Below are 21,971 nucleotides of genomic sequence, written 5' to 3'. Positions count from 1 at the left end.
GACAATTTCCGCGGTGCCCCTACACAGTCGGCTTAAGTAGGGGCGTTAACGATAGTTATGCGCAAGCTTTCGGCCGTTTGCTGACGCATAGCTCCGCTAACGCCCCTACAGCTTTGCGGCTTACTTTTCTGATGATATTTGCAGCCCCATTACAATCTGCATTCACGAAACAATTATTACCAGTTCTATACAAGCCACGCTGTCTTGATGCAGTCGCTCATGGGGGAAACCCCCAAGACCGCGCTGCATCGCTTTATTCTTTTCGGTGACGGTTTCCAATCATTGGGTTTCTCACCATAATTAGGTAGATTGTCACCATCTAAAAATGAAGGGGCGAATGCCATTCGCCCCTACAAGTATAACTTTCCTCAGTTTCTATGAATATTATTTCATATTCATAGCATAATTGAGCTATTCTTTCTTTGAGTCTAGCTGTAGGAATTGGTACAAATTCTGAATTCTTTTTATGACCATTATCTATTTGATTTTTCTGACCTTTATTCCAACCAAATACAATTGTACCAATAGAATTTTTTAAGCAATGATTAATTACTATTCTGGCTGCTTTATTTATACCAAAATCGAATTTGGCGGTTACGTTTTTCAGTAATAGAAGCTAGCCTATTTGACCAAAATCCAGTCGGTTTATTTTGTTTAATGGTTGATACTTGTTTGTTGTACCAACGATTCATTGATTTGATCTGTTTCCCATCTACAACCCGCGCTAGTACCGACATTAGATACACAGGTCAGCCAATTATTGACACCATGGTCTATTCCTAATACATTTTCTTGATTTAATTGAGGTTTAACTGCTATTTCTTTTTCATAGACACGCTTCCCAATAAAAGCATCTATTTCTTGGTAATAGCCTCAGTTCTTTGAGAGTAGAAAATGCTCTTATACTAGGCTTATGTATTAAAAAGCTATCTACTCCAAACCAGCGTTTACAGGTATTCTAAGCGTGGTACTCTAATTTTATTACCCTTAAGTTTTAATGCTTGCTTAGGGTAACTAACTGTAGCCATTCCCCCTTTTTTTCTATAGTTAGGGACCCTTGGTATGTTTGTGATTTTTCCTTCACTATAGGCTTTAATTAAACCATAATAAGAGCGAAATGATTCAGATACGGTTCTCAATATTTGTTGTGCTACTTGAGAATATAAAACTTTGTAATGATAGTTGCTTTTATAGACTTTTTCCAAGTCATACTTACCCAGGGTTTTGTGAGACTTAAAATATAATTGTCTGCCATAATATATTCCCATGTTAGTTAGCTTGTGAGATTCTTCGCACAAGAATTTTAAGATAGCAATTAATTCAGAATTTTTATTTACTAAAACTTGCTGACAAGAGTACATTTGAAACGGGGGTTGGATGGCTTACCCCTGAGTAATAATAGCACAAGACCACTTTAGTTGTCTAGTCTAAACGACTCGGTTGTTTTCATCCCTCGGTTAAAACATGAGGGCTTTTAACCTTGCTTTTCGGTCAAATAAAATACATCTCCTTAAAATCCGACTCCTCGCTTTTCATCCATCGCTTAAAAGACGATGGCTTTCATGCTCCCGTGTTATTTAGGTAATTCTCTCAGGAGATAAGAAGAAGGAGTTTTAAGGTGTAGAAAGTTTTTTTGTCACGCTCTTATCCGGACACAATCTTAGATAAAAAAATCACGAGTTTACCTAACTTATGCAATATTGCTAACTTATCTGAATTAAGAAAATTCAAAATTTCAATGTTATAGATAAAAAGTCTGAAAATACTACTTTTATTGCCCGTCTTTTGTAGACATTATATTGGCGGATGAAATATATCCAGACTTGCACCAATACGACCTAATTATTTAGTAAGAATTCAAAGGATTGCCTTAAAGATTTAATATCTCCCACTCTCGCCACTAAAAGATTTTCCTCCCCAGCATCTTTTAAGCGAGAATTCCAATACTGAATACTATCAGCATTATTCATCCAAAAATTAATCACTGTTTCGACAACTTTATCTACTCTCCAACCACGATTGATAGAAACATTTTCTACAGACTTTATAAACACATCTAGAGAACACTGATGATTTCCGAGATATTCTACAGTTAAGTTTTTTTCTACTTGCAGTTTTTGTTGGTGATTAAAAAAATGTAAGATTGGAGAAATACCTAAAAGCTCAAAAGTATACTGCATTTCTGTTTTTCCTCTCTAATTATTTTTGATATTATAACTATATTTTAGATACATTCAAGTTAGCAGTCTTTCAAGGCGAGTGCTAATTTTTTGACATCTAATGTAAGCATTTCCTCCGGAATGCTGCGCAAACAGCTATTAGCTGTCAGCTATCAGCAAAAAGACTTTCTCTTTAAGAACAGTGTTTAAATTAACAACTGACTTTAAGGTCAAGGGAACCAACTTTTGTAGTAAGACAATTAAATATTGCTTTGATCGTAAACTAAAGGCAATAGCTGAAGTTCGCAGTTCCTCCGGAGGAGGCTAGCTGAAGTTCGCAGTTCCGACCATAGGAGGCTGGCTGACGGCTGTTTGCGCAGCATGACCTAGGAAATGCTTATCATCTAATTAATAATTAATCAGATGCAAAACCTTGAATTTATCCTCAAAATATAATGGCGTATTGTTAGCACTCATTATCAAAGATTGCTAATAGTTTACCTAGTTAAATTTTGTAGTTTGGCAAACTTCTTAATTTAGATAATACTAATTTATAAAACCAGTTTTTGTCAAATTATTTACATTTAAGACGACATTTTATTTACATAAATTTACATACTCTGATTTTGACTTTTTTTATATCTATTTCGTAGTCCTAATACCCAATTCATTTCTAAGTTGCATAGAATCAAATTTTAATCAAACTTGACTGTAGATAAAAACAGAAATACTTAATTTAATTAAAACCCATCCTTAAGGCGATCGGGACTTAGGCAACGGCACTAATTGCAGTAGTTGTATCGGCAATAATGACCAAATTTTACACTATATGTAACGCTACTGCGTAATACCAAATTGATGAATTTTTGCTACAAATAGCTAGGATATTTCTGAGGAGTCAACCCACCCTCACCCCCCCTCCTGGGAGGGGAGTCAGGAGTCGTGTGGGAATTGCTTCAATACCATTTTCGTGGTGGTGCATAGTAATGATGGGGGGATGGGGAGCGTGGAAGATGGAGAGATGGGGAGATGGGGAGATGGGGAGTGTGTATAAAAATTAGAGAACAGAAAACACTGGTAAGAATTTCAGACTTTATTATCTACAGGAATTACGCAAATTCACCTTGAAAGCGCCATCTCTAGGAGCGTTAACGTAGTTTGCGTAGCAAATGGCATTGACTAACGTCAAGCTCCGCTAACGCCCTAACTAGATTTAGTGTCCGTGCGTAAGTCCTGATCTATAGTAAGTAAAAATGGGTTGCTTAGGACTTATGCTGATAATATGTAAAGTGGCCGCAAAAACCTAAATCGTGAGGTTTGGGAATCCTTAACAATAGCGTAATCTTCGCGTAAGGAGGATGTCAATAAGTCCGGTCATCTGATTAAAACTAGAGAAGTTAGAAAAAAGAAAGTATCTTTGCATCTTTGATAGTTACCTTAACCTCAGTCAACTTCTAATAACTAAATCTGAAGACAGAGGTGCCTCAAAGATGTAAGATCGAGATTAGAAAACCTAATTTTGATCGACTACTGTAGTTAACAAAGAGAGGAATTGCTTTGAGTCAGCATCCCAATGGTATACCAGCACACGGTGGCCATCTGATTAATCGGATTGCCACACCAGCAGAACGACAAGAGTTCATGGAAAAAGCTGAAAGTTTACCAAAAATACAACTAGATAAACGAGCACTGTCAGACCTAGTGATGATAGCCATAGGAGGTTTTAGTCCCCTCAATGGCTTTATGGAGGCGGCAGACTATGAAACCGTAGTTACTGATATGCGTCTTCAAAATGGTCTGCCTTGGAGTATACCAGTCACTCTATCAGTCTCAGAAGAAGTAGCAGATTCAATCAAAGAAGGAAGTTGGGTGCGTCTAGATTCTCCCGATGGAGAATTTGTAGGAGTTTTAGAATTAACTCAAAAGTTTCGCTACAATAAAGCCCATGAAGCAATTAATGTTTATCGCACAGACGAAATCAAACATCCAGGAGTAAAAGTTCTCTATGATTCTGGCCCTATTAACTTAGCAGGTCCAGTATGGTTATTAGAACGTCATCCTCATCCATTATTTCCCAAATACCAAATCGATCCAGCCGCATCTAGAAAACTATTTCTAGAAAGGGGTTGGAAGACAGTAGTAGGTTTCCAAACTCGTAACCCCATCCACCGTGCCCATGAATATATTCAAAAATGTGCTTTAGAAGTAGTAGATGGTTTATTTCTACATCCTTTAGTAGGTGCGACAAAATCCGATGACATTCCTGCTGATGTCAGGATGCGTTGCTACGAGATTATGTTTGAGAAATACTTTCCTCAAAATCGAGTAATTATGGCCATCAACCCCTCGGCCATGCGTTATGCTGGCCCAAGAGAAGCAATTTTTCATGCTTTAGTGCGGAAAAACTATGGTTGTACCCATTTCATCGTTGGTCGAGATCATGCTGGGGTAGGAGATTATTACGGTACTTATGATGCTCAACATATCTTTGATGAGTTTGAACCCGGAGAGTTAGATATTGTTCCAATGAAGTTTGAACACGCTTTCTACTGTACTCGTACTAAAGGTATGGCCACAAGTAAAACAAGTCCAAGTTTACCAGAAGAACGAATTCATCTATCAGGAACAAAAGTACGAGAAATGTTACGTCGGGGTGAGTTACCACCACCAGAATTTTCAAGACCAGAGGTCGCTGAAGAGTTGGCTAAGGCAATGAAAGCATCTAGCTGATATTAGCAGAAATTTTTCTGGTACACTCCTTAATGATGAGGCATAATTGTACCAGAATTTGGAGGTGGGTTGAAAAAGCTATACAAAAAGTCAGCTTTTCAACCGCCCCTCAAAACAGGGGTAAATACAGAAGGGGAAAACTTATCTAAAGTTCATCAAACTTACTCATAACTATAGCTATAAAACTAAGGGGATGATTTACCAAAAGATGGAGAACAAAAACCGAAATTTAGTGGAAAAAGAGTAACAAGAGGGTTGTATAAAACCAGGGAAAATAAATTATTAAATGCAGATGTAAATGGGTCATTTAATATAATTAAAAGTAATTCCTGATGTCTTGGACCAAGGAATAAAGGGTTTGCCGTTTAACCCTGTGGTGGTCGAACCACTACGAACAACTAAGGTTTCAGGCTTTTGATTAAGTTTGAGTAAGTTTAGTTGAGCGGTCAAGTTATCTATATTAAATTTACATTAACTTGATGGCTGGTTAAGAGCTGACCTGAAAAATGTAGTAAACTAAACTCGCATAAGTTTGAGTAAGTTTAGTTGAGCGGTCAAGTTATCTATATTAAATTTACATTAACTTGATGGCTGGTTAAGAGCTGACCTGAAAAATGTAGTAAACTAAACTCGCAAGTGTTTAAAGTTGGCGAATATCGCCCCTATCGGTTAACTGCAGAATGCTTCAATTATGTAGAAAATTAATAATAATGTTGTTATAAAAAGTCCTAATTGATTCAGTTCAGGTGAGGACTTTAAGGAAAAAGCATGGGATTAAAGCGGCGTGAATTTCTGCAAAGGGCTAGCTTGGCCCTGGGAGCATTGGGAATAAGTGAAGCATGGTGGTGGCGACTCCAAAGTCGTTATTCAACTGCCCTAGCTGAAACTACTGGACGTAAATTAGCACTTCTAATAGGTATTAATGAATATCCGGATGCAGCTCTATCTGGGTGTGTTACAGATGTGGAGATGCAGCAGGAATTGCTAGTTCATAAGTTTGGTTTTTTACCTAATGATATTCTCACTCTCACAAATAAACAAGCAACTAGAGAAAATATAGAAACAGCTTTTATTAGTCATCTAACTAATCAAGCTAAACCCGATGACCTAGTTCTCTTTCACTTTAGTGGTTATGGTAGTCGTGTCAGCAAAATGATAGATGAGGACGAACAAAATGAGGAGTTCAGTTCCTCAAAATTAACATTTCAAAATACTCTAGTGCCAATAGACGCTGTATCACTAAAAAATGAAGGTAGAGCAATAAATGACATACTAGAAGAAACTCTATGGTTATTAGTGCAATCGCTTGATACGACAAAAGTAGTGACTGTACTAGACACTAGCTATGTATATCCCGGTCAAAGTTTGCAAGGTGTTCTCAGAGTTCGCTCTCGACCTAGTTCGACTACGGAGCAAGTTAATAAAAAAGAGAAAGCAATGCAAACACTGCTACGCGATCGCCTCTCTTTAGAAAGAAAACAGGCAATTAATCAAAGCCAACTACCAGGACTGATCCTTAATGCTAGTCGAGATAACCAATTTGCTACCGAAACTGACTGGAATGGTTTTAGTTCGGGTTTATTCACTTATGCTCTGACCCAAAATTTATGGCATACAACACCTGCAACCAAACTACAAATTAGTTTTGCACAAAGCACTAGCTTCGTCGAACAACTAGCTGGAACTTATCAGCAACCGGAACTCAAAGAAGCAACAAAACAAAGTATAGCTCAATTTACGCCAGAAGCTACTATAACTCCAATAGCTACGCGTTATCAAAATCTTTTGACTCCCCTATCACCCCCTGCTAGTGGTGTAGTCACTTCAGTAGAAGATAACGGCAAAATAGCAAGTCTTTGGCTAGGAGGACTACCAATTAATGTTCTTGATGCAGTTAAATCTAATTCCCTATTTACAACTGTACCTTCTTCAGATTTAAACTCAAACAACTACCAATTTAAATTACAAATTCGTAGTCGGACTGGTTTAACAGCTAAAGCTTCCATAATTATTGAAACTAATAACTCACAAGAGTTATCAGAGCAGGAAAAACAGCAGTTTGAAAATGGAGAAAATTCAAACAGTCAAACACAAAAATCTTCTCCTAATCCTCAACTTTTGACTGGAGAAATGGTGCGAGAAAAAATTCGTATTTTGCCAAAATCTACTGAATTGACTATTGCTCTGGATCCAGAACTGTCAAGAATTGAGCGGGTAGATGCTACCAGTGGATTCTCCGCAGAGTCACAAGTTACAGTAGTAAATAATACCCAAGCAGCAGATTATGTATTTAGTCGAGTAGGGGAAACAACTATTGCTCAAAGTCTCTCTGCTCCTCTACCTTCAATGTACCAAGGTCGTTATGCTTTATTTTCTCTAGGCCAGGTGCTTATACCCAATAGTGCAGGAGAAGGAGGGGAAGGAGGAGAAGCAGTAAAGGTAGCAGTACAAAGGTTAAGTTCCCAATTAAAAACTTTACTGGCAGCTAAAATACTACGCTTAACCAGCAATGAAGGTTCGACTCAAATGAAAGTCAGAGCCAACTTTGCTACTATTACTCCAGAAGCAAAGATAGTTATGCGTCGGGAAACTTTAGGGGTAAGTAATGAGGCGAAATTTAAAACGAATATAGAAGGTGTAGGTAGTTTTGGAGCTTCTGATGGATTACTCACATTACCAATTGGTAGTCGAATTCAATGTCGATTGTATAATGACGGCGATCGCCCAGTTTATTTTATGTTATTCAGTTTAGACAGTAGTGGGCGCATTCTTGTTCTCGATCCTGCTGCATCTAATCAACCTCTCAATAATAACGAGTCTTCAGAAACTGGGTTAGTTATTTCTCCAGAAGATAGTGTAAATATACCTCCTGTGATTAGTAATTTTCCTAGAGATACAGAATCTTTTGGATGGAAACTAATTGGTCCTGAAGGCTTGGCAGAAAGTCTAATTATCTGTAGCTATCAACCATTCAAGGAAACAATAGCTGCTCTTAATGGAGATGTACGTCAAATGAGAGACGATCGACTCATTCAAGAAGTATTAAATCCTTTGAATGTAGCGCAAGCATTGTTACGAGACTTACAAAGTGCTAGTCAATCAGCTGTTCAATCAAGTGGGTTATCAACTGATGATTATGCTCTAGATATTAATAGTTGGGCAACGATGAGCTTTGTGTGTCGAGTTGTCTGAAAAAAAAATGATAACCTTGTAGGGACGTTGTATTTCATTAATTGATAATTGATAATTACCTGTGGTTAAAACCGTTACGGAATTGAATATAAGGAAATATTATTTCTTCTCTTGGTCGATTGGATATGGTTAGGAAACCCATCCATCCCTAGACCGCTTTTTTACCCTTAAAAGGGTCGGCTTTAAACCAGAATTATTTAATTAGGTTTTGCTTATGGAAAGTCTTTTTGCTCTTTGTAGGGAGTAGAGACCCACCCCTGGCCCTTCCTCCCAGGAGGGTAAAAAGGCAGTAGGCAGTAGTTAGGACGTAAAAGAAATGAGAATTACAGAGTCAGTGGCCAAAACAATAGTAAGAGTGATTTTTCAGCTTTTGCTTCGGTGAAAATCATCACTTTTTTAACTACAGAAACTGAAAAGCTCATACTTTTAATAGACATAATTTGCCTAAAACCAATATCAGTCAATGCTTTGATATTTAATCAGCAGGCCCTAATTATTAATTATTAATTATTAATTATTCGATAACATCCCTACAAAAGTGAGGCTGAAAATTATTATATATATTTGAGCTAAAATGTCTTGGAAATGTAGAGGTGTTACAAAAGACGGTAATGCTGATTTTCAGCATGATGAGGTGGAAGTTGAAGGCAGAATTTGTCCACAGTGTGGCCTGCTTAAACATGAAGTAGTGGGCTCCCTCTCTCCATCCATTAGTTTGCCCATAATTCCCATTTTGATTTCTGTATCAGCAGTTGCTGTTATTGGTGGGTTAACATTTAGTTTGATGTCCTCGCAAGGTGACAAGCTGATACAAAAGAAGAGCGCCCGCTATGGCATTAATATTAGTTATCCAGAATCTTGGGAACTTAGGGAACCAGCAATTAATTATCCCTCTAATGTCTTGGGAGCAACTAAGGATTTATTTCAGTTTTTAGTTCCTGATAGTGGTCAGGGATTTTATCAAGAGAATATCCTAGTCAAAATTGAGCAGATTGATAAACCTTTTTCACTGGATGAATTTGCAGATGCACAGGTTGGAAGAATTAAACAGTTAGGTACTTATACTATAGAGTCCGATCAGAAGGTGAAGTTAAATGGTAGTGATGTTCGTGAGGTTATCTATTCTGGGGATAATGGCGAGCATTTTCTGAAGAGAAAGCGAATAATTGCAGAACCTAAATTGCCTGGAGATTATTTCATTCTTATTACCTATACCGCTGACCGAGAAGATTATAATGTAAATCTGTCAAAAGTAGATAGGATGTTCAAATCTGTTGAGTTGTTAGAATAAATGGTGGTTCTGTGATGCCTTATTGTCATTTCAGTTATCAGTTATCAGTACCTGAAGTCAGAGGCTTGAAATACTGAACTTTATTTTCTCTTGGTCGATTGGATATGACGAGGGGACTAGCTCTTGGCAGAGCCGCTCCGAAGATCGCCATCCCATCCTAACGGACTGCTCCGCAAACGACCGCTTTTTCATTCCCTTGAAAGGGGAGGCTATGGACCTTATTTCTTGGTCATTAGGAAAGAAACTTTAATATGTCATTTTGAAACGTCTTATATCAGTTAATCAGAAGAAACAAATGAAAAATAAATTAGCTTTCTCTTTATTTTCACTATTGACAGTGTTGACTACAACAATTGGTGTTAGTATTTCAAGTGCAATGGGGCGGACATCAGGTACGGAAACAGCTTCAAAAAAAGGTATTCTTGACCAGGAAAAAGTTTATTATTGCGATCGCATATCCTATAATCACCCAACATTAGTGTTTCGTTCTGATTTAGGAAATGCTCGTTTGATTGAATTCCAAGCAGAAACATTTGGCAAAAAGTGGACACCTCTGGAGCGTTGTCGAACTATTGCCAAAAGAGCGCAAGAGTTTCATCGACTAAGAATTATTAGTTATTTAGACCTGGAGGAAATGGAAGGAACAAACTTCCAGGCAATTTGTATTTCAAAGTATGATGCCGATCATACCGATCTTGCAAAAGAGAATCCTGATTTTGTGCGGTTGTTGATTACACTCAAACCAGACGATGATGGAGAGAAGATTCTTGATGAGATTCGAGGAATTTCTTCAATATCTAGCGATGGTGAGCCATTGATACATTAGACTTCTATAGAATTCGGTTGAATAGTTATTGTATAGTTGGGAGTAGGGAGTGGGGAGTAAGGGAGTGGGGAGTGGGGGAGTAGGGGAGTAGGGGAGTAGGGGAGTGGGGGAGTAAGGGAGTGGGGGAGATTAAATATTGAAGTAATTATAGAATTATCAACATATACTATATAACCGGATTCTATCTAAAATGGTGAAAAGTCAACTTTTAATCATAAATTAAAAGCCTCCATTCCCGTGTCTCCGTTTCTCCGCGTTCCCGTGTCTATCGAGAATGAAACAGCCCTACCTCCTGGGAAGAGTTAAGGGTGAGTCCCTACTCCCGCGCACCAAAAGAATTTTGTAGTTTACTTATAGCAATGAGCGCTGTAAATCACGAAATTTTCTTGATCAACCCGGTTTATGTGTAATGATCAAGACTTTCCTGTTCATAGCGAAAATTGTCTGAAGAAGTAGATTAAATAATTTTAGACAGAGTTAGAGGGTTTTTAACTGAATGGGATGTCGATTTTTTTGTTCTCTGTTGCTAGTGACAACAGTTTTGATATCAGGGAGTCATACTGGCAAAACTACAGAAGTTGGTCGTAATCAAGAAATTTTAGAACAAGAAATTTTAGAGCAAGGTATACTGTACTTCTGTGAAAATAAACATCAAATTGATGACGCAACTAATGCAAAAAATACAGTGTATCCAACTGTAGTAGCAAGGTCAGACTTGGGAAATATTCCTATTATTATATTTAAAACTCCCAGTCCAGATCTAGTTGAACCTTTAGAACGTTGCAAAAATGTTGCCAATCGGTTAAATGATTTTCACAAAACAAAGAATATTGGTTATTTAGCTTGGAAACCTGTATCTTCTGTATCTAGTGAAAGAGCGATTTATATTTCTAAGTATGAAGGAGATGCATATAGAAAGAATAAATATCTTGGTCTATTGTTAATTTTAAATTCAGATACTCAACCCCATATAATTATGCAAGCACTTGAAGGGATAACATCATCAATACCAAAAACTGAAGAACCAATTGTTCAATAGGTGTAGATGGAATCTTGAGTTAAAAATTACTGTGACTAAATTTGAGAGACCTGATAATTTCATAACTGCACTGGCGACTGCTATCACTTTAACTATCAATATGCAGAAACAGGGTTGATCGACGAAATTTCACACAATCACAAAAAATAATAATCAGGGTAATAAACTCGGTCTCTTGTTTCGATGCGTCAGTCCTGATTACTGGAAGAAACTACAATAACATATATTGGCATGAATGTCAAAATAAATTTTGTCGTATTAACACTCTTGATCGACTTTTGTAAAATTAGCTATACTGACAAAGAATAAAATTTCAAGGAAAAGTTGAATGGTAGCGACACCAGTCCAAATCAAAAACGAAGTTAAAGACCAGTCCCTCGCCCCTCTAGGAAAACAAAGAATTGAGTGGGCAGGTAGAGAAATGCCTGTTCTACGCCAAATTCAAGAACGCTTTGCCAAAGAAAAGCCATTAAGCGGAATTAAATTAGCAGCTTGCTGTCATGTGACAACCGAAACTGCTCATTTAGCGATCGCCCTCAAAAATGCTGGTGCTGATGCTGTATTAATTGCCAGTAACCCTTTATCTACTCAAGATGATGTAGCTGCTAGTCTCGTAGTAGATTATGGTATTTCTGTATATGCCATGAAAGGAGAGGATGCAGAAACTTATTTGCGTCATGTTGAAATTGCTCTAGACCACAGACCTAATATTATTATTGATGATGGTAGCGACGTAGTCGCAACTATGGTCAAAGAGAGACAAAGTCAACTTCCTGAACTCATTGGTACTACAGAAGAAACTACTACGGGTATTGTTCGTCTAAAAGCAATGTTCAATGATGGGGTATTGACTTTCCCTGCTATGAACGTTAACGATGCGGACACCAAACACTTCTTTGATAACCGTTATGGTACAGGTCAATCTACTCTAGACGGTATCATCCGTGCTACTAATATTTTATTAGCTGGTAAAAATACCGTAGTTGTAGGCTATGGTTGGTGCGGTAAAGGTGCAGCTCTCCGTGCTAGAGGTCTAGGTGCAAATGTAATTGTAACTGAAATCGATCCAGTTCGCGCTATTGAAGCAGTAATGGATGGTTTCCGCGTTATGCCAATGGAAGAAGCTGCTCCTCTAGGCGATCTATTCATCACTGTTACTGGTAATAAGCACGTTATCCGTGGCGAACATTTCGATGCGATGAAAGATGGAGCGATCGTTTGTAACTCCGGTCACTTTGATATTGAAATTGACCTAGAAACTTTGGGTAAAAATGCTGCTGATATCAAGACAGTTAGACCTTTCACTCAACAGTACACACTCAAGAATGGTAAGTCTGTAATTGTATTAGGTGAAGGTCGCTTAATTAACTTAGCTGCTGCTGAAGGTCATCCTAGTGCAGTTATGGATATGAGTTTTGCTAACCAAGCATTAGCTTGTGAATATTTAGTTACAAATAAAGGTAAATTAGAACCAGGTTTACATTCTATTCCTGTGGAAGTTGATAAGGAAATTGCTCGTTTGAAATTACAAGCAATGGGTATTGGTATTGATACTTTGACTCCAGAACAAATCGAATATATGAATTCCTGGACCGTTGGTACCTAATTAATTTTTTAAGGAATAAGAATCTAGTTTAATCTAAATTCCTATTCCTTTGATAATTCTTAGCTTTATTTTGCTTGAAATAACCCCAGTAAAATCTTGGTAAAACAGCCCTGATTTTATCTGGGGTATTATTAAATATTTTTCTTTCGGGTGCTATTTTCTCTATGAGAATTTCATAAGTCAATTTTTGATATTTACTGTCGAATATTCTAATCAAATATTTATCTAAAGTGATTTTGTACTTTCTAACTTATTCAAATTTTAACTTTAAATAATATACATCTGTGGCTAAATTATCTGTAGAGTTACAACGATATTTTTTTGATGAAAAATGTGCTTCTCAAGTGACTTTGGGAGACATTATTGATTTAGCAGGAGAGAGGATTTTTGGCTTTTTATTAGTTATTTTGTCTCTACCTTCTGCTTTGCCTGTACCTGCTCCTGGTTACTCTATTCCATTTGGAATTTTATTACTTTTATTAGCACTTCAATTAATAATTGGTTCTAAAACTCCGTGGTTGCCTAAAAGTTGGTTAAATCATTCAATTTCTCTTGATCAAGTGCAAGGAATTTTGAAAAAAGGTATTCCGTGGTTACAGAAAATTGAGTTGATATCTCGTCCTAGATTGAGTTATATTTGCACAAGTTTTATAGGTAGAGTTATTATTGGTTGCGCGATCGCTCTGATGGCTATTTCTATGATGATTCCAATTCCTGGTACTAATACTTTACCAGCGATCGGGATTTTTGTTACTGGTTTTGGTTTGTTGGATGATGATGGTGTTATTAGTTTGGGTGGGTTAGTTCTTTGTGCAATGGGGGCGACTTTAAGTGGTCTAATTCTGCGTTTTGGTTATGAGGGTGTAAAAGGTGGAATTGAATTGATTAAAAATTCTTTGACTGGAGGTTAGGAAATTCAGTTATCAGTTATCAGTTATCAGTTATCAGTACCTCCGACTAAAATTATATCATGTCCTGATAATTAGTGATAAAAAAACTTTCTCTTTCTTCTTCTTTCTACCCTCCTGACTCCTGTCTCCTGACTCCTGACTCCTTCGTCGTTTATTTATAACTGTTCAACCGGACATAATATTAGAAGGCTTTACACCTTATTTCATAATCTTCAGTGCGGGCATCTTGCCCGCGAATATTATACCTGAATATACCTGACTGATATGCCAAAATTTGCTATTCGCTGTACCTTTGAAATAGACGAAAAAATTTTGAGTAAGGGGTTGATTTTAAATAAATTTGTGCTATTATTTATATAGTGGAAAAGGTGCGCTCATATATACTCTATATTATATGGCCTCAGTTAAGGAAGCGCTACAAATATCATGCTCGTTAACGAAGTCAGAAGTTAACCCACCCCTCGCCCCTCCCCCGACTGTGGAGGGGAAATAGGGGATTTGAGCTTCTCTCCAAAAATATTGCGCCTTAAAAGGCGGGGTTGCGCGACCCATATTATTTGGATAATTCAACCTTGAAACTAAATCAATTACCGAAAAATTTACCTCTCGAAGGTGGAATAAGCATGGAATTAGTAGAAGGAATTCCTATATTTCGTGCCTCCAAAATTGTTCAGGATAGAATAGAAAATCTACTGGCTAAACTTAAAGATTCTGAGTTGGCTTTGGCAGAAGAAAAAGAATTAGATGATTATGAAGAATTGGATGATTACCTCAGTTTTATTAATCGAACTGTAAGGAATATTACCCTCAAAGAAAATTAATTCCAAGAATTTTTGTTATAGATGTGTCTGCTAATCGTTATCTTTCCGAAATAACTATAGAACAAGTACATCAAAGAGCAAATTATCTGTGCGAATATTGCCACGCATCAGAAAAATGGCACTATGTAAAATTTACTGTAGATCATATAATTCCTATCAATAAAGCAGGTAGCAACTCAATTGATAATTTAGCCTTAGCTTGTTTTCACTGTAATCGAAAAAAGTCTAATAAAATTAGTGCTATTGATGAACAGTCTGGCAAAGAAGTACCTTTGTTTAATCCTCGAAATAATCTCTGGCAAGAACATTTTATTTGGTCTACAGATAAAACTTTAATAATTGCTTTAACAGCAATAGGTCGCGCTACAATAACAACCCTAAATCTTAATAGAACTCGAATTATTAACATTCGTGCAGCAGATGTGGAAGTTGGTAGATATCCACCTCCAGGCGATCCAATACAAGCCTAATATATTTGTTAATAACCAATATTCCTACTGATAACTGAAAAAGGCGATCGCTCCAATGAATATTTGCCAGAAAAAAAAATTCAGCAAAGGGTTGATTTAAAATTTATTTGTGGTACTATCTGTATAGTGGGAAAGGTGCGCTCATATATACTCTATGTCCAGTAGCTCAATTATCGCTTCATAACTTCCCCTGCTGACAAAAAAAGACGATATAGATAATTTAGTCATCTAAAAGATGACTTAAGCTATTAGCCAAGGATTTTAATCCTTGGTTTGGTTTATTGCTTAATATGACTTCGTTAAAGTTCATTCTGGTTTTTGTTGATTAATATAATCACGCAAAACTTGATTGATAATAGTTTTATAGTTTGGACCTTGATGTTTAAACCAGTTGGTAATATCTGGATCTAATTTAATCAAAACCGTTTCTTGAGGTATTGGTTCAACTCTTCTAGCTTTTTGCCAAAATTGTTCGTCAAGTTCAGGAATGTCTGAAGTGTCAATCTCAGAGTCTTTTATATTTTGCAATTCTTTAAGTCGTTCGGGTGATATAGTCATTTCAGTTATCAGTTATCAGTTATCAGTTATCAGTGTTTCAAATCTGGAGTTTATTATTTTCGTCCCGTTAAAAGAGTAGGCATGAGACCTGATTTTTTGAATATAATAAATTCTCCCTTGAATATTTGCTATAAAAATTAATTGCCTCTTGTAATATTACGCTGTTAACAAGAAGAGATATGAATTAATGGTACACACAAACATTTACACTGAGTCGGAAAAAATACTTATTGCCAAAATTCGGAGTTTGCCTCAAGATAAAGTTGCCGAAATAATAGATTTTGTGGATTTTTTGTCTCAGCTAGAGCAACAGCAAAGTTTGGTTTACTCTACTACTAAACTATCTGAAACAGCTTTTGAGACAATTTGGGATAATCCCTAAGATGATGATAACTGATAACTGAAAAGGAGCAATTATGAATTTAGTTTGTGAACTTCCTATGGGAATTTCGGAAAATGAGGCTAAGTTATTCTTAGCAATAAAATTGTATGAAATTAATAAAATTTCTTTAGGAAAAGCAGCAAGATTAGCAGGATATTCTAAGTCAGCTTTTATAGAAGTTTTAGGACAATATAAAATCCCTATTTTTAATTATTCTCCTGAAGAATTACGAGAAGAGGTAATTACTCAACTATCAAAAGCTGATAACTGATAACTGATAACTGATAACTGATAACTGAATCTGACGTTGTACTTCAGCAAATTCATCAAAAGAACGAAATCTACCATTTTCAAAATCATCTAATCCTTGCTGAATACCTTTAATAGCTTCTTCGGTATCGGCAGTTTCCCAGTCTAAAACTCTGGCAAGTAATTCACTGACAACTAGGGAAATATCTTGTCCCTGTTGAGTTGCTTTTTCCCGGAGTCGTGCTTCTAATTCTGGAGTTAGGTTAATTGTAATTGACATATATATTGTTGATATTTTGATTGATAATTTAAGGGTTTGGTCTATTTTGGCGAGTGGGAATTTCTAGTACATAATCTGCTTGAGTACACAAACTGCGTAATTCCCCGAAGGTATCTGCTAAGGAAGGTTTTTGATGTTGTTTTTGCCATGCTAAAAACTCCTGAAATGTTTGCGCATTGATAATAGCTGCTACAAGTTTTTCTTGTTCATAAATCATTTGTGGTTTTTGGGTTGGTTATTTCAGGTCTGATAAATTTTGTTGTGCTTCGTCTATTTCCCAATTCAATTTTTACCTCCTAATATTCTTGATATTTTGATTGATAATTTAATGTTATTTATACAGGACTTACGCAAAGACACTATGTATAGAGTCCAGTAACTATTGGAAAATAGTTACAAGTACTATATATAGCGTATCTGCGTAAGTCCTATTATATTAACATTGAACTCTAGAAATATTTTTATCTGGAAAAATACCCAAAAAGGTTAGAGAATTAAAACAAATCTTGCAAAAAGCAGGATTTTCACTCTTATGAAGAAAATTTCTCCTAAATTCTGAATTCTAAATTCTAAATTCTAAATTCATCTCTGGAGATGTCTAATGAAATATAGTATTTTAATTCAATGGTCTGAAGAGAATAAAACCTATATTGCTAGTTTGCCTGAATGGGGAAAGTATGCTCAAACTCACGGTGAATCTTATGAGGAAGCACTGGAAAATGCGAAGGAAGTTTTGGCAGATTTAGTCTATGCTTATGAGCAAATGGGGAAACCCCTGCCACAGCTACAGAATTTACAGAAAATCTAATTTGTATAGAGAGCGATATTGAAGTCAGAAGTGAGAAGTCAAAAGTCAGAAGTTAGAAGTTAAATTTTTGCTGTGACTAATTTTAATTGTGGGATATTTATATCGAACCCTCGATATATTTGATTCAACACAAGTGAGGTAAGGAAATATTGGTTGACCTATTTTTGAGGAAGGTTTAAATTTAGCGATCGCTCGCCTTGAAGTCAGAAGTCACAACTCAAAAGTCAAAAGTTAGAAGTTAAATTTTTGCTGTGACTAATTTGGATGGTGGGTAGTTTATATCGAGCGTTCGATATATTTTATTCAACAGAGGTGAGGTAAGGAAATATTGGTTGACCTATTTTTGAGGAAGGTTTAAATTTAGCGATCGCCTGCCTTGAAGTCAGAAGTCAAAAGTCAGAAGTCAGAAGTTAGAAGTTAAATTTTTGCTGTGACTAATTTGAATTGTGGGATATTTATATCGAACCCTCAATATATTTGATTCAACAGAGGTGAGGTAAGGAAATATTGGTTGACCTATTTTTGAGGAAGGTTTAAATTTAGCGATCGCTCGCCTTGAAGTCAGAAGTCACAACTCAAAAGTCAAAAGTTAGAAGTTAAATTTTTGCTGTGACTAATTTTAATTGTGGGATATTTATATCGAACCCTCGATATATTTGATTCAACAGAGGTGAGGTAAGGAAATATTGGTTGACCTATTTTTGAGGAAGGTTTAAATTTAGCGATCGCTCGCCTTGAAGTCAGAAGTCACAAGTCAAAAGTCAGAAGTTAGAAGTTAAATTTTTGCTGTGACTAATATTTAGATGGTGGGATATTTATATCGAACGCTCAATATATTTGATTCAACAGAGGTGAGGTAAGAAAATATTGGTTGACCTATTTTTGAGGAAGGTTTAAATTTAGCGATCGCTCGCCTTGAAGTCAGAAGTCACAACTCAAAAGTCAAAAGTTAGAAGTTAAATTTTTGCTGTGACTAATTTTAATTGTGGGATATTTATATCGAACCCTCGATATATTTGATTCAACAGAGGTGAGGTAAGGAAATATTGGTTGACCTATTTTTGAGGAAGGTTTAAATTTAGCGATCGCTCGCCTTGAAGTCAGAAGTCACAACTCAAAAGTCAGAAGTTAGAAGTTAAATTTTTGCTGTGACTAATTTGGATGGTGGGTAGTTTATATCGAGCGTTCGATATATTTGATTCAACAGAGGTGAGGTAAGGAAATATTGGTTGACCTATTTTTGAGGAAGGTTTAAATTTAGCGATCGCTCGCCTTGAAGTCAGAAGTCACAACTCAAAAGTCAGAAGTTAGAAGTTAAATTTTTGCTGTGACTAATATTTAGATGGTGGGATATTTATATCGAACGCTCAATATATTTGATTCAACACAAGTAGGGTAAGAAAATATTGGTTGACCTATTTTTGAGGAAGGTTTAAATTTAGCGATCGCTCGCCTTGAAGTCAGAAGTCAAAACTCAGAAGTCAGAAGTTAGAAGTTAAATTTTTGCTGTGACTAATTTGAATTGTGGGATATTCATATCGAACGCTCGATATATTTGATTCAACTTTGGGAGAAAAACTGATAACTGATAACTGATAACTGAAATGGTATTCTGCTTTTTTGTCTCTGGGAAAAACTCTTGACGACTGTGCTAAAAACTATAGGGGGTTTTGCAAAAACTACAAACCCCGACCAAAATTGGAAAAGGGTAGTTGGTGGGGTAGTAGATTTTTGCCGAAGGTGGTGGAAAGGAAGGGAAAAAATAAAATTTCTCCTGGTCAAATGCGACTTCCTTGGGCAGAGTGGGAAGCTCCCTCAACTGAAGTGGTAGAGGTGGCGAGGCAGTTTATTTTGGCAAATTTTTATAACCCGGAAGTGGCAATGCAATTTTTTGATGATATGTCTGAGATAAATTGATTATCAAAAACTAAAACTACTGTCGGATAAAATTTTCCAGCCACGGGAAGTGTCAGGTATCAAAATCCTCAAGCTCAGTAAAATCGTAAAATTTGCTTCCTCAAACTTTTTTCTCTTGACGGCTGAAACCCTTAGATGTTAAAGTCTACAAGTCTCTGCGCGAGAGAAGAGAAGTATAATGAAGTCTAGTGCCCTACGATGGACGCGAAGTTTGAAGTGCCAAAGCGGTAGGTGCCCTGCATAAGGCGCACTAATGCTCCATGTCAGGTTACTATAGTCCAACCATTCCTCTCCTTTACGCCATCCTACTTTATCTCCGAAGGCTATCCATACTTTATGGTCATACTCCTTCGTACCACCCAAACTCTGATAAATTTGCTTCTGAACAGAAAAACCAAACTTACCATTACTATATCTTACCCAAAGTTGGTCTATTTTACGGAGGTCTTCACAAGGGAAATTTTCTATATCTTCAACCCTCAGAAAGTCACCCTCTCCCCTTCCCACAGTTTGTAACATTACTCGCCAGGTTTCTCTATCAGCTTCTTGCCACTGTTGGTTTTTTAAATAATCTTCGAGTTGTCTACAGCGCACATCTAGAATATCAGAAATCAAGTCTCGATCAACTTGCCGAGGATATTCCCTCAAGCAGTTATAGGCAAGATCCCCCGCTTTTTGACTGCCATCCTCCAACAACTCATCAACAAACTGGCTAAAATGGGAAGGCTTTAATTGTGCTGTATAAAGAATAATAGTTTCTCGCCACCAAGACTTATCCCTGTTTTCTTTCAACAAATATTCCTGCTGTTTTTCCTTAATTTCAACAGCAGCTAAATATCCCTGAAAACTCAAATGAGCAAATTCATAATCCTGGTCATGCTTCACCAATAATTCACTCACTTCCTCAACTTGCTGCAAAAACTTTTGCGGATCGGTCTGCTCACCCAAATTACTAATATAAGTCTTCAATTGTGACAGAAGCTCTTTTTTCTCAATTTGAGACTGATTAGATTTGACCATATACAGAGCTAACTCTTGTAAAACCTTTTGGCCATCCTTAGACTCCAGCAACATATCAATTTTTTTCACCAGAGGGCGATCGCCAAGCTGCATCCGGCATATTTCTGCATATAAATCTATTCTACGTTTAGGTAATTTTTCACCAGAATAATAACTGTGTAACTTGACAATAATATTAAGTAATAGAGGATTTTTGGATAAATCGCTCAATTCCGAACTTTCTTGTAACTGAGCAACTAAATTACTTGCTTGTCGATCTGCTTCCTGCTTAACTGACGGGTTATTCGATGCCGCACTCTTATGACGTTCTATACTCAAGTACCAACTCCGAATAAATCTTTCTTGTTGCGACTCACTCAGAGGCTTAACAAATAGAGAATTAAGTTTGCTATCTCTTGCATAATTACGATATCCACTAGGCCGAGAAGTGACAATAAAAAAACATGAGTCATAATCTTTGATAGCTTTTTTTATCCACTCCATCACCTCATCTCGCCATTCCTCCTTCACCTCATCAAGTCCATCCAGCATCACCAGCATTTTACCTGCCTGGAGTTGATTTTTCACCCACTTAGGCGGTAACTTCAGAGTTTTTCGTTTTGGCAAATTGGGGATGTGAAACTTTTCAATTAAAGTAGGCAAATCTATTCGTTGACCATCAGCAGTTGGCATAATTTTGCTTTGCCACTGTCGCAAATAAAGTAAAACAGGAATTAAATCAGGGGCATTCCCAATATTTCTAGTTTTGCTCGTATAACTATAGGTAATGTGCCGTAGTAGAGTTGTTTTTCCGTAGCCTCCCCATGCTTGAATTACTAAATGACGGTATCCAGGGTTTCTTTTCCCTTTGCTAAGAATATCCCAAATTTTCAAGCCTTCATCTTTTAGAAGTCTCTCAATAATCTTCTGATCCCATTTGAAACCTGGAAGCCCAGGTAAATCTTCACCTTCAGCCCCCCGAAGAAAATCACCGCTCAAACCTAACGGTACAAAAACATCTTTGAGTAATGGCTTGAAGGTTTTGGCCACACCTTCAGTCGTATAATGGAGGCAGTCATTTTTCTGATATTGCAAATATTGATGTTTTGTCCCAGCTAGCTGCCAACGCATAGTTTCATCTAACTTGTTCAGGAATGTCATTAGAGAGTTAGCATCATTTTTTCCTCGTTCCTGATAAACCGCTCCCAGTTGTGTGAGAAAACCTTCAGTGTACCTTGCCCAAACAACAGTAGCGATAGTTACAGGGAAAGTAATTAAAGCATTGAGCCATTCTTGGTTGAGCAAAAAGGAGAATAGTAAACCACCACTTCCCCCCAATGGCACCCACTGGATAAAAGCCTGGGTTGTACCAGATACAAATTTTTGAGCAATTTTGCGTTCTGCTTCTACAGAAGGAGTTTGTGGTTGAGAAGGTTGCTGAGTGTCGTTTTGTTTTTCCTCGTCAGACATTCTGATTTTTATTCTTTATATCTACATCTATATATCTACAACTTCATAATTGATTATGCGTTTTCCTAAACCAGAAAAGTCATTGCCCTAAAAAAAGAGCCACTATTTCCCCATGATACTTATCTAATTTGAAAATAAAACAACTTTTTCTAGTTGTCAAGGAGCGATCGCTCAATTACTCGCATTTTTATTCTTCAACAACGAGAATTGGGGGCGGGTTTAGCTGTTCCCCTGTTACCCCAATAACTTAACGCGGAACCCGC

The 21,971-nt window shown here is 36.8% G+C and carries 22 protein-coding genes; 14 read left to right on the top strand and 8 right to left on the bottom strand.

Features of this window, described 5'->3' with window-relative positions:
• Window positions 1-566 precede the first annotated feature (566 nt).
• The 3 genes from SAGCYANO_RS20890 to SAGCYANO_RS20880 form a co-directional block, all read right to left on the bottom strand.
• Window positions 567-737 carry a hypothetical protein gene (locus tag SAGCYANO_RS20890; protein WP_202221827.1) on the bottom strand — a complete coding sequence of 57 codons (171 nt, stop codon included), beginning with the start codon at window positions 735-737 and terminating at the stop codon, window positions 567-569.
• Between the two features lie 210 nt (window positions 738-947).
• The gene (locus tag SAGCYANO_RS20885) at window positions 948-1,361 is read right to left on the bottom strand and encodes a hypothetical protein (protein WP_202221826.1); all 414 of its coding nucleotides are present in this window, start codon (window positions 1,359-1,361) and stop codon (window positions 948-950) included.
• 477 nt (window positions 1,362-1,838) lie between these two features.
• Complete coding sequence (locus SAGCYANO_RS20880) at window positions 1,839-2,180, bottom strand: hypothetical protein (protein WP_202221825.1); 342 nt, start codon at window positions 2,178-2,180, stop codon at window positions 1,839-1,841.
• A gap of 845 nt (window positions 2,181-3,025) precedes the next feature.
• Between SAGCYANO_RS20880 and SAGCYANO_RS20875 the strand changes: the two genes are divergently transcribed.
• On the top strand, window positions 3,026-3,220 hold the full coding sequence (locus tag SAGCYANO_RS20875; protein WP_202221824.1) for a hypothetical protein: 195 nt from the start codon (window positions 3,026-3,028) through the stop codon (window positions 3,218-3,220).
• Between the two features lie 496 nt (window positions 3,221-3,716).
• The gene (gene sat / locus SAGCYANO_RS20870; RefSeq protein WP_202221823.1) at window positions 3,717-4,889 is read left to right on the top strand and encodes a sulfate adenylyltransferase; all 1,173 of its coding nucleotides are present in this window, start codon (window positions 3,717-3,719) and stop codon (window positions 4,887-4,889) included.
• 303 nt (window positions 4,890-5,192) lie between these two features.
• Here sat and SAGCYANO_RS20865 read toward each other — a convergent pair whose 3' ends face one another.
• Window positions 5,193-5,339, bottom strand: coding sequence for a hypothetical protein (locus SAGCYANO_RS20865; protein ID WP_202221822.1), 147 nt, complete (start codon window positions 5,337-5,339; stop codon window positions 5,193-5,195).
• Window positions 5,340-5,657: 318 nt separating this feature from the next.
• Between SAGCYANO_RS20865 and SAGCYANO_RS20860 the strand changes: the two genes are divergently transcribed.
• From SAGCYANO_RS20860 to SAGCYANO_RS20820, 8 genes are all read left to right on the top strand, one after another.
• Window positions 5,658-8,081, top strand: coding sequence for a caspase family protein (locus SAGCYANO_RS20860; RefSeq protein ID WP_202221821.1), 2,424 nt, complete (start codon window positions 5,658-5,660; stop codon window positions 8,079-8,081).
• Between the two features lie 574 nt (window positions 8,082-8,655).
• On the top strand, window positions 8,656-9,372 hold the full coding sequence (locus SAGCYANO_RS20850; RefSeq protein WP_202221819.1) for a hypothetical protein: 717 nt from the start codon (window positions 8,656-8,658) through the stop codon (window positions 9,370-9,372).
• 295 nt (window positions 9,373-9,667) lie between these two features.
• Window positions 9,668-10,198, top strand: a complete 531-nt coding sequence (locus tag SAGCYANO_RS20845; protein WP_237396440.1) for a COP23 domain-containing protein — start codon at window positions 9,668-9,670, stop codon at window positions 10,196-10,198.
• Between the two features lie 496 nt (window positions 10,199-10,694).
• On the top strand, window positions 10,695-11,237 hold the full coding sequence (locus tag SAGCYANO_RS20840; RefSeq protein ID WP_202221817.1) for a COP23 domain-containing protein: 543 nt from the start codon (window positions 10,695-10,697) through the stop codon (window positions 11,235-11,237).
• Window positions 11,238-11,565: 328 nt separating this feature from the next.
• The gene (ahcY, locus tag SAGCYANO_RS20835; RefSeq protein WP_202221816.1) at window positions 11,566-12,843 is read left to right on the top strand and encodes an adenosylhomocysteinase; all 1,278 of its coding nucleotides are present in this window, start codon (window positions 11,566-11,568) and stop codon (window positions 12,841-12,843) included.
• Window positions 12,844-13,127: 284 nt separating this feature from the next.
• Complete coding sequence (locus SAGCYANO_RS20830; RefSeq protein WP_202221815.1) at window positions 13,128-13,754, top strand: exopolysaccharide biosynthesis protein; 627 nt, start codon at window positions 13,128-13,130, stop codon at window positions 13,752-13,754.
• Window positions 13,755-14,326: 572 nt separating this feature from the next.
• Window positions 14,327-14,575, top strand: coding sequence for a hypothetical protein (locus SAGCYANO_RS20825; RefSeq protein ID WP_237396438.1), 249 nt, complete (start codon window positions 14,327-14,329; stop codon window positions 14,573-14,575).
• Window positions 14,576-14,598: 23 nt separating this feature from the next.
• A complete protein-coding gene (locus SAGCYANO_RS20820) occupies window positions 14,599-15,045 on the top strand; it encodes an HNH endonuclease (RefSeq protein ID WP_202221813.1) in 447 nt (148 codons plus the stop codon).
• A 306-nt stretch (window positions 15,046-15,351) separates the two neighbouring features.
• Here the strand turns inward: SAGCYANO_RS20820 and SAGCYANO_RS20815 are convergent, their stop codons facing one another.
• Window positions 15,352-15,603 (bottom strand): BrnA antitoxin family protein, encoded by a 252-nt coding sequence (locus tag SAGCYANO_RS20815; protein WP_202221812.1) that lies wholly within the window; start codon window positions 15,601-15,603, stop codon window positions 15,352-15,354.
• A gap of 187 nt (window positions 15,604-15,790) precedes the next feature.
• On the opposite strand from SAGCYANO_RS20815, the gene SAGCYANO_RS20810 reads away from it, so the two are divergent.
• Together SAGCYANO_RS20810 and SAGCYANO_RS20805 are read left to right on the top strand one after the other, a co-directional pair.
• Window positions 15,791-15,985, top strand: a complete 195-nt coding sequence (locus SAGCYANO_RS20810) for a toxin-antitoxin system, antitoxin component, Xre family protein (protein ID WP_202221811.1) — start codon at window positions 15,791-15,793, stop codon at window positions 15,983-15,985.
• 34 nt (window positions 15,986-16,019) lie between these two features.
• Window positions 16,020-16,256: a UPF0175 family protein gene (locus tag SAGCYANO_RS20805; RefSeq protein ID WP_202221810.1), complete on the top strand. Its 237-nt coding sequence runs from the start codon at window positions 16,020-16,022 to the stop codon at window positions 16,254-16,256.
• On the opposite strand, the gene SAGCYANO_RS20800 is transcribed toward SAGCYANO_RS20805, so the two are convergent.
• Entirely contained in the window at window positions 16,239-16,514 is a 276-nt protein-coding gene (locus SAGCYANO_RS20800; protein WP_202221809.1) for a hypothetical protein, read from the bottom strand. The two genes, SAGCYANO_RS20805 and SAGCYANO_RS20800, sit on opposite strands and share 18 nt — an antisense overlap.
• Window positions 16,515-16,542: 28 nt before the next feature.
• Entirely contained in the window at window positions 16,543-16,731 is a 189-nt protein-coding gene (locus SAGCYANO_RS20795) for a hypothetical protein (protein WP_237396436.1), read from the bottom strand.
• 384 nt (window positions 16,732-17,115) lie between these two features.
• Between SAGCYANO_RS20795 and SAGCYANO_RS20790 the strand changes: the two genes are divergently transcribed.
• The gene (locus SAGCYANO_RS20790) at window positions 17,116-17,322 is read left to right on the top strand and encodes a type II toxin-antitoxin system HicB family antitoxin (protein WP_202221808.1); all 207 of its coding nucleotides are present in this window, start codon (window positions 17,116-17,118) and stop codon (window positions 17,320-17,322) included.
• 1,698 nt (window positions 17,323-19,020) lie between these two features.
• Window positions 19,021-19,239, top strand: a complete 219-nt coding sequence (locus SAGCYANO_RS20785) for a hypothetical protein (protein ID WP_237396435.1) — start codon at window positions 19,021-19,023, stop codon at window positions 19,237-19,239.
• Window positions 19,240-19,377: 138 nt separating this feature from the next.
• On the opposite strand, the gene SAGCYANO_RS20780 is transcribed toward SAGCYANO_RS20785, so the two are convergent.
• Complete coding sequence (locus SAGCYANO_RS20780; RefSeq protein WP_202221806.1) at window positions 19,378-21,708, bottom strand: GUN4 domain-containing protein; 2,331 nt, start codon at window positions 21,706-21,708, stop codon at window positions 19,378-19,380.
• Window positions 21,709-21,971 lie beyond the last annotated feature (263 nt).

Origin of the sequence: Okeania sp. KiyG1, from assembly GCF_014132355.1 — a bacterium.
In the GTDB taxonomy this organism is placed as follows: domain Bacteria; phylum Cyanobacteriota; class Cyanobacteriia; order Cyanobacteriales; family Microcoleaceae; genus Okeania.
This window is presented reverse-complemented; position numbering and strand designations above follow the sequence as displayed.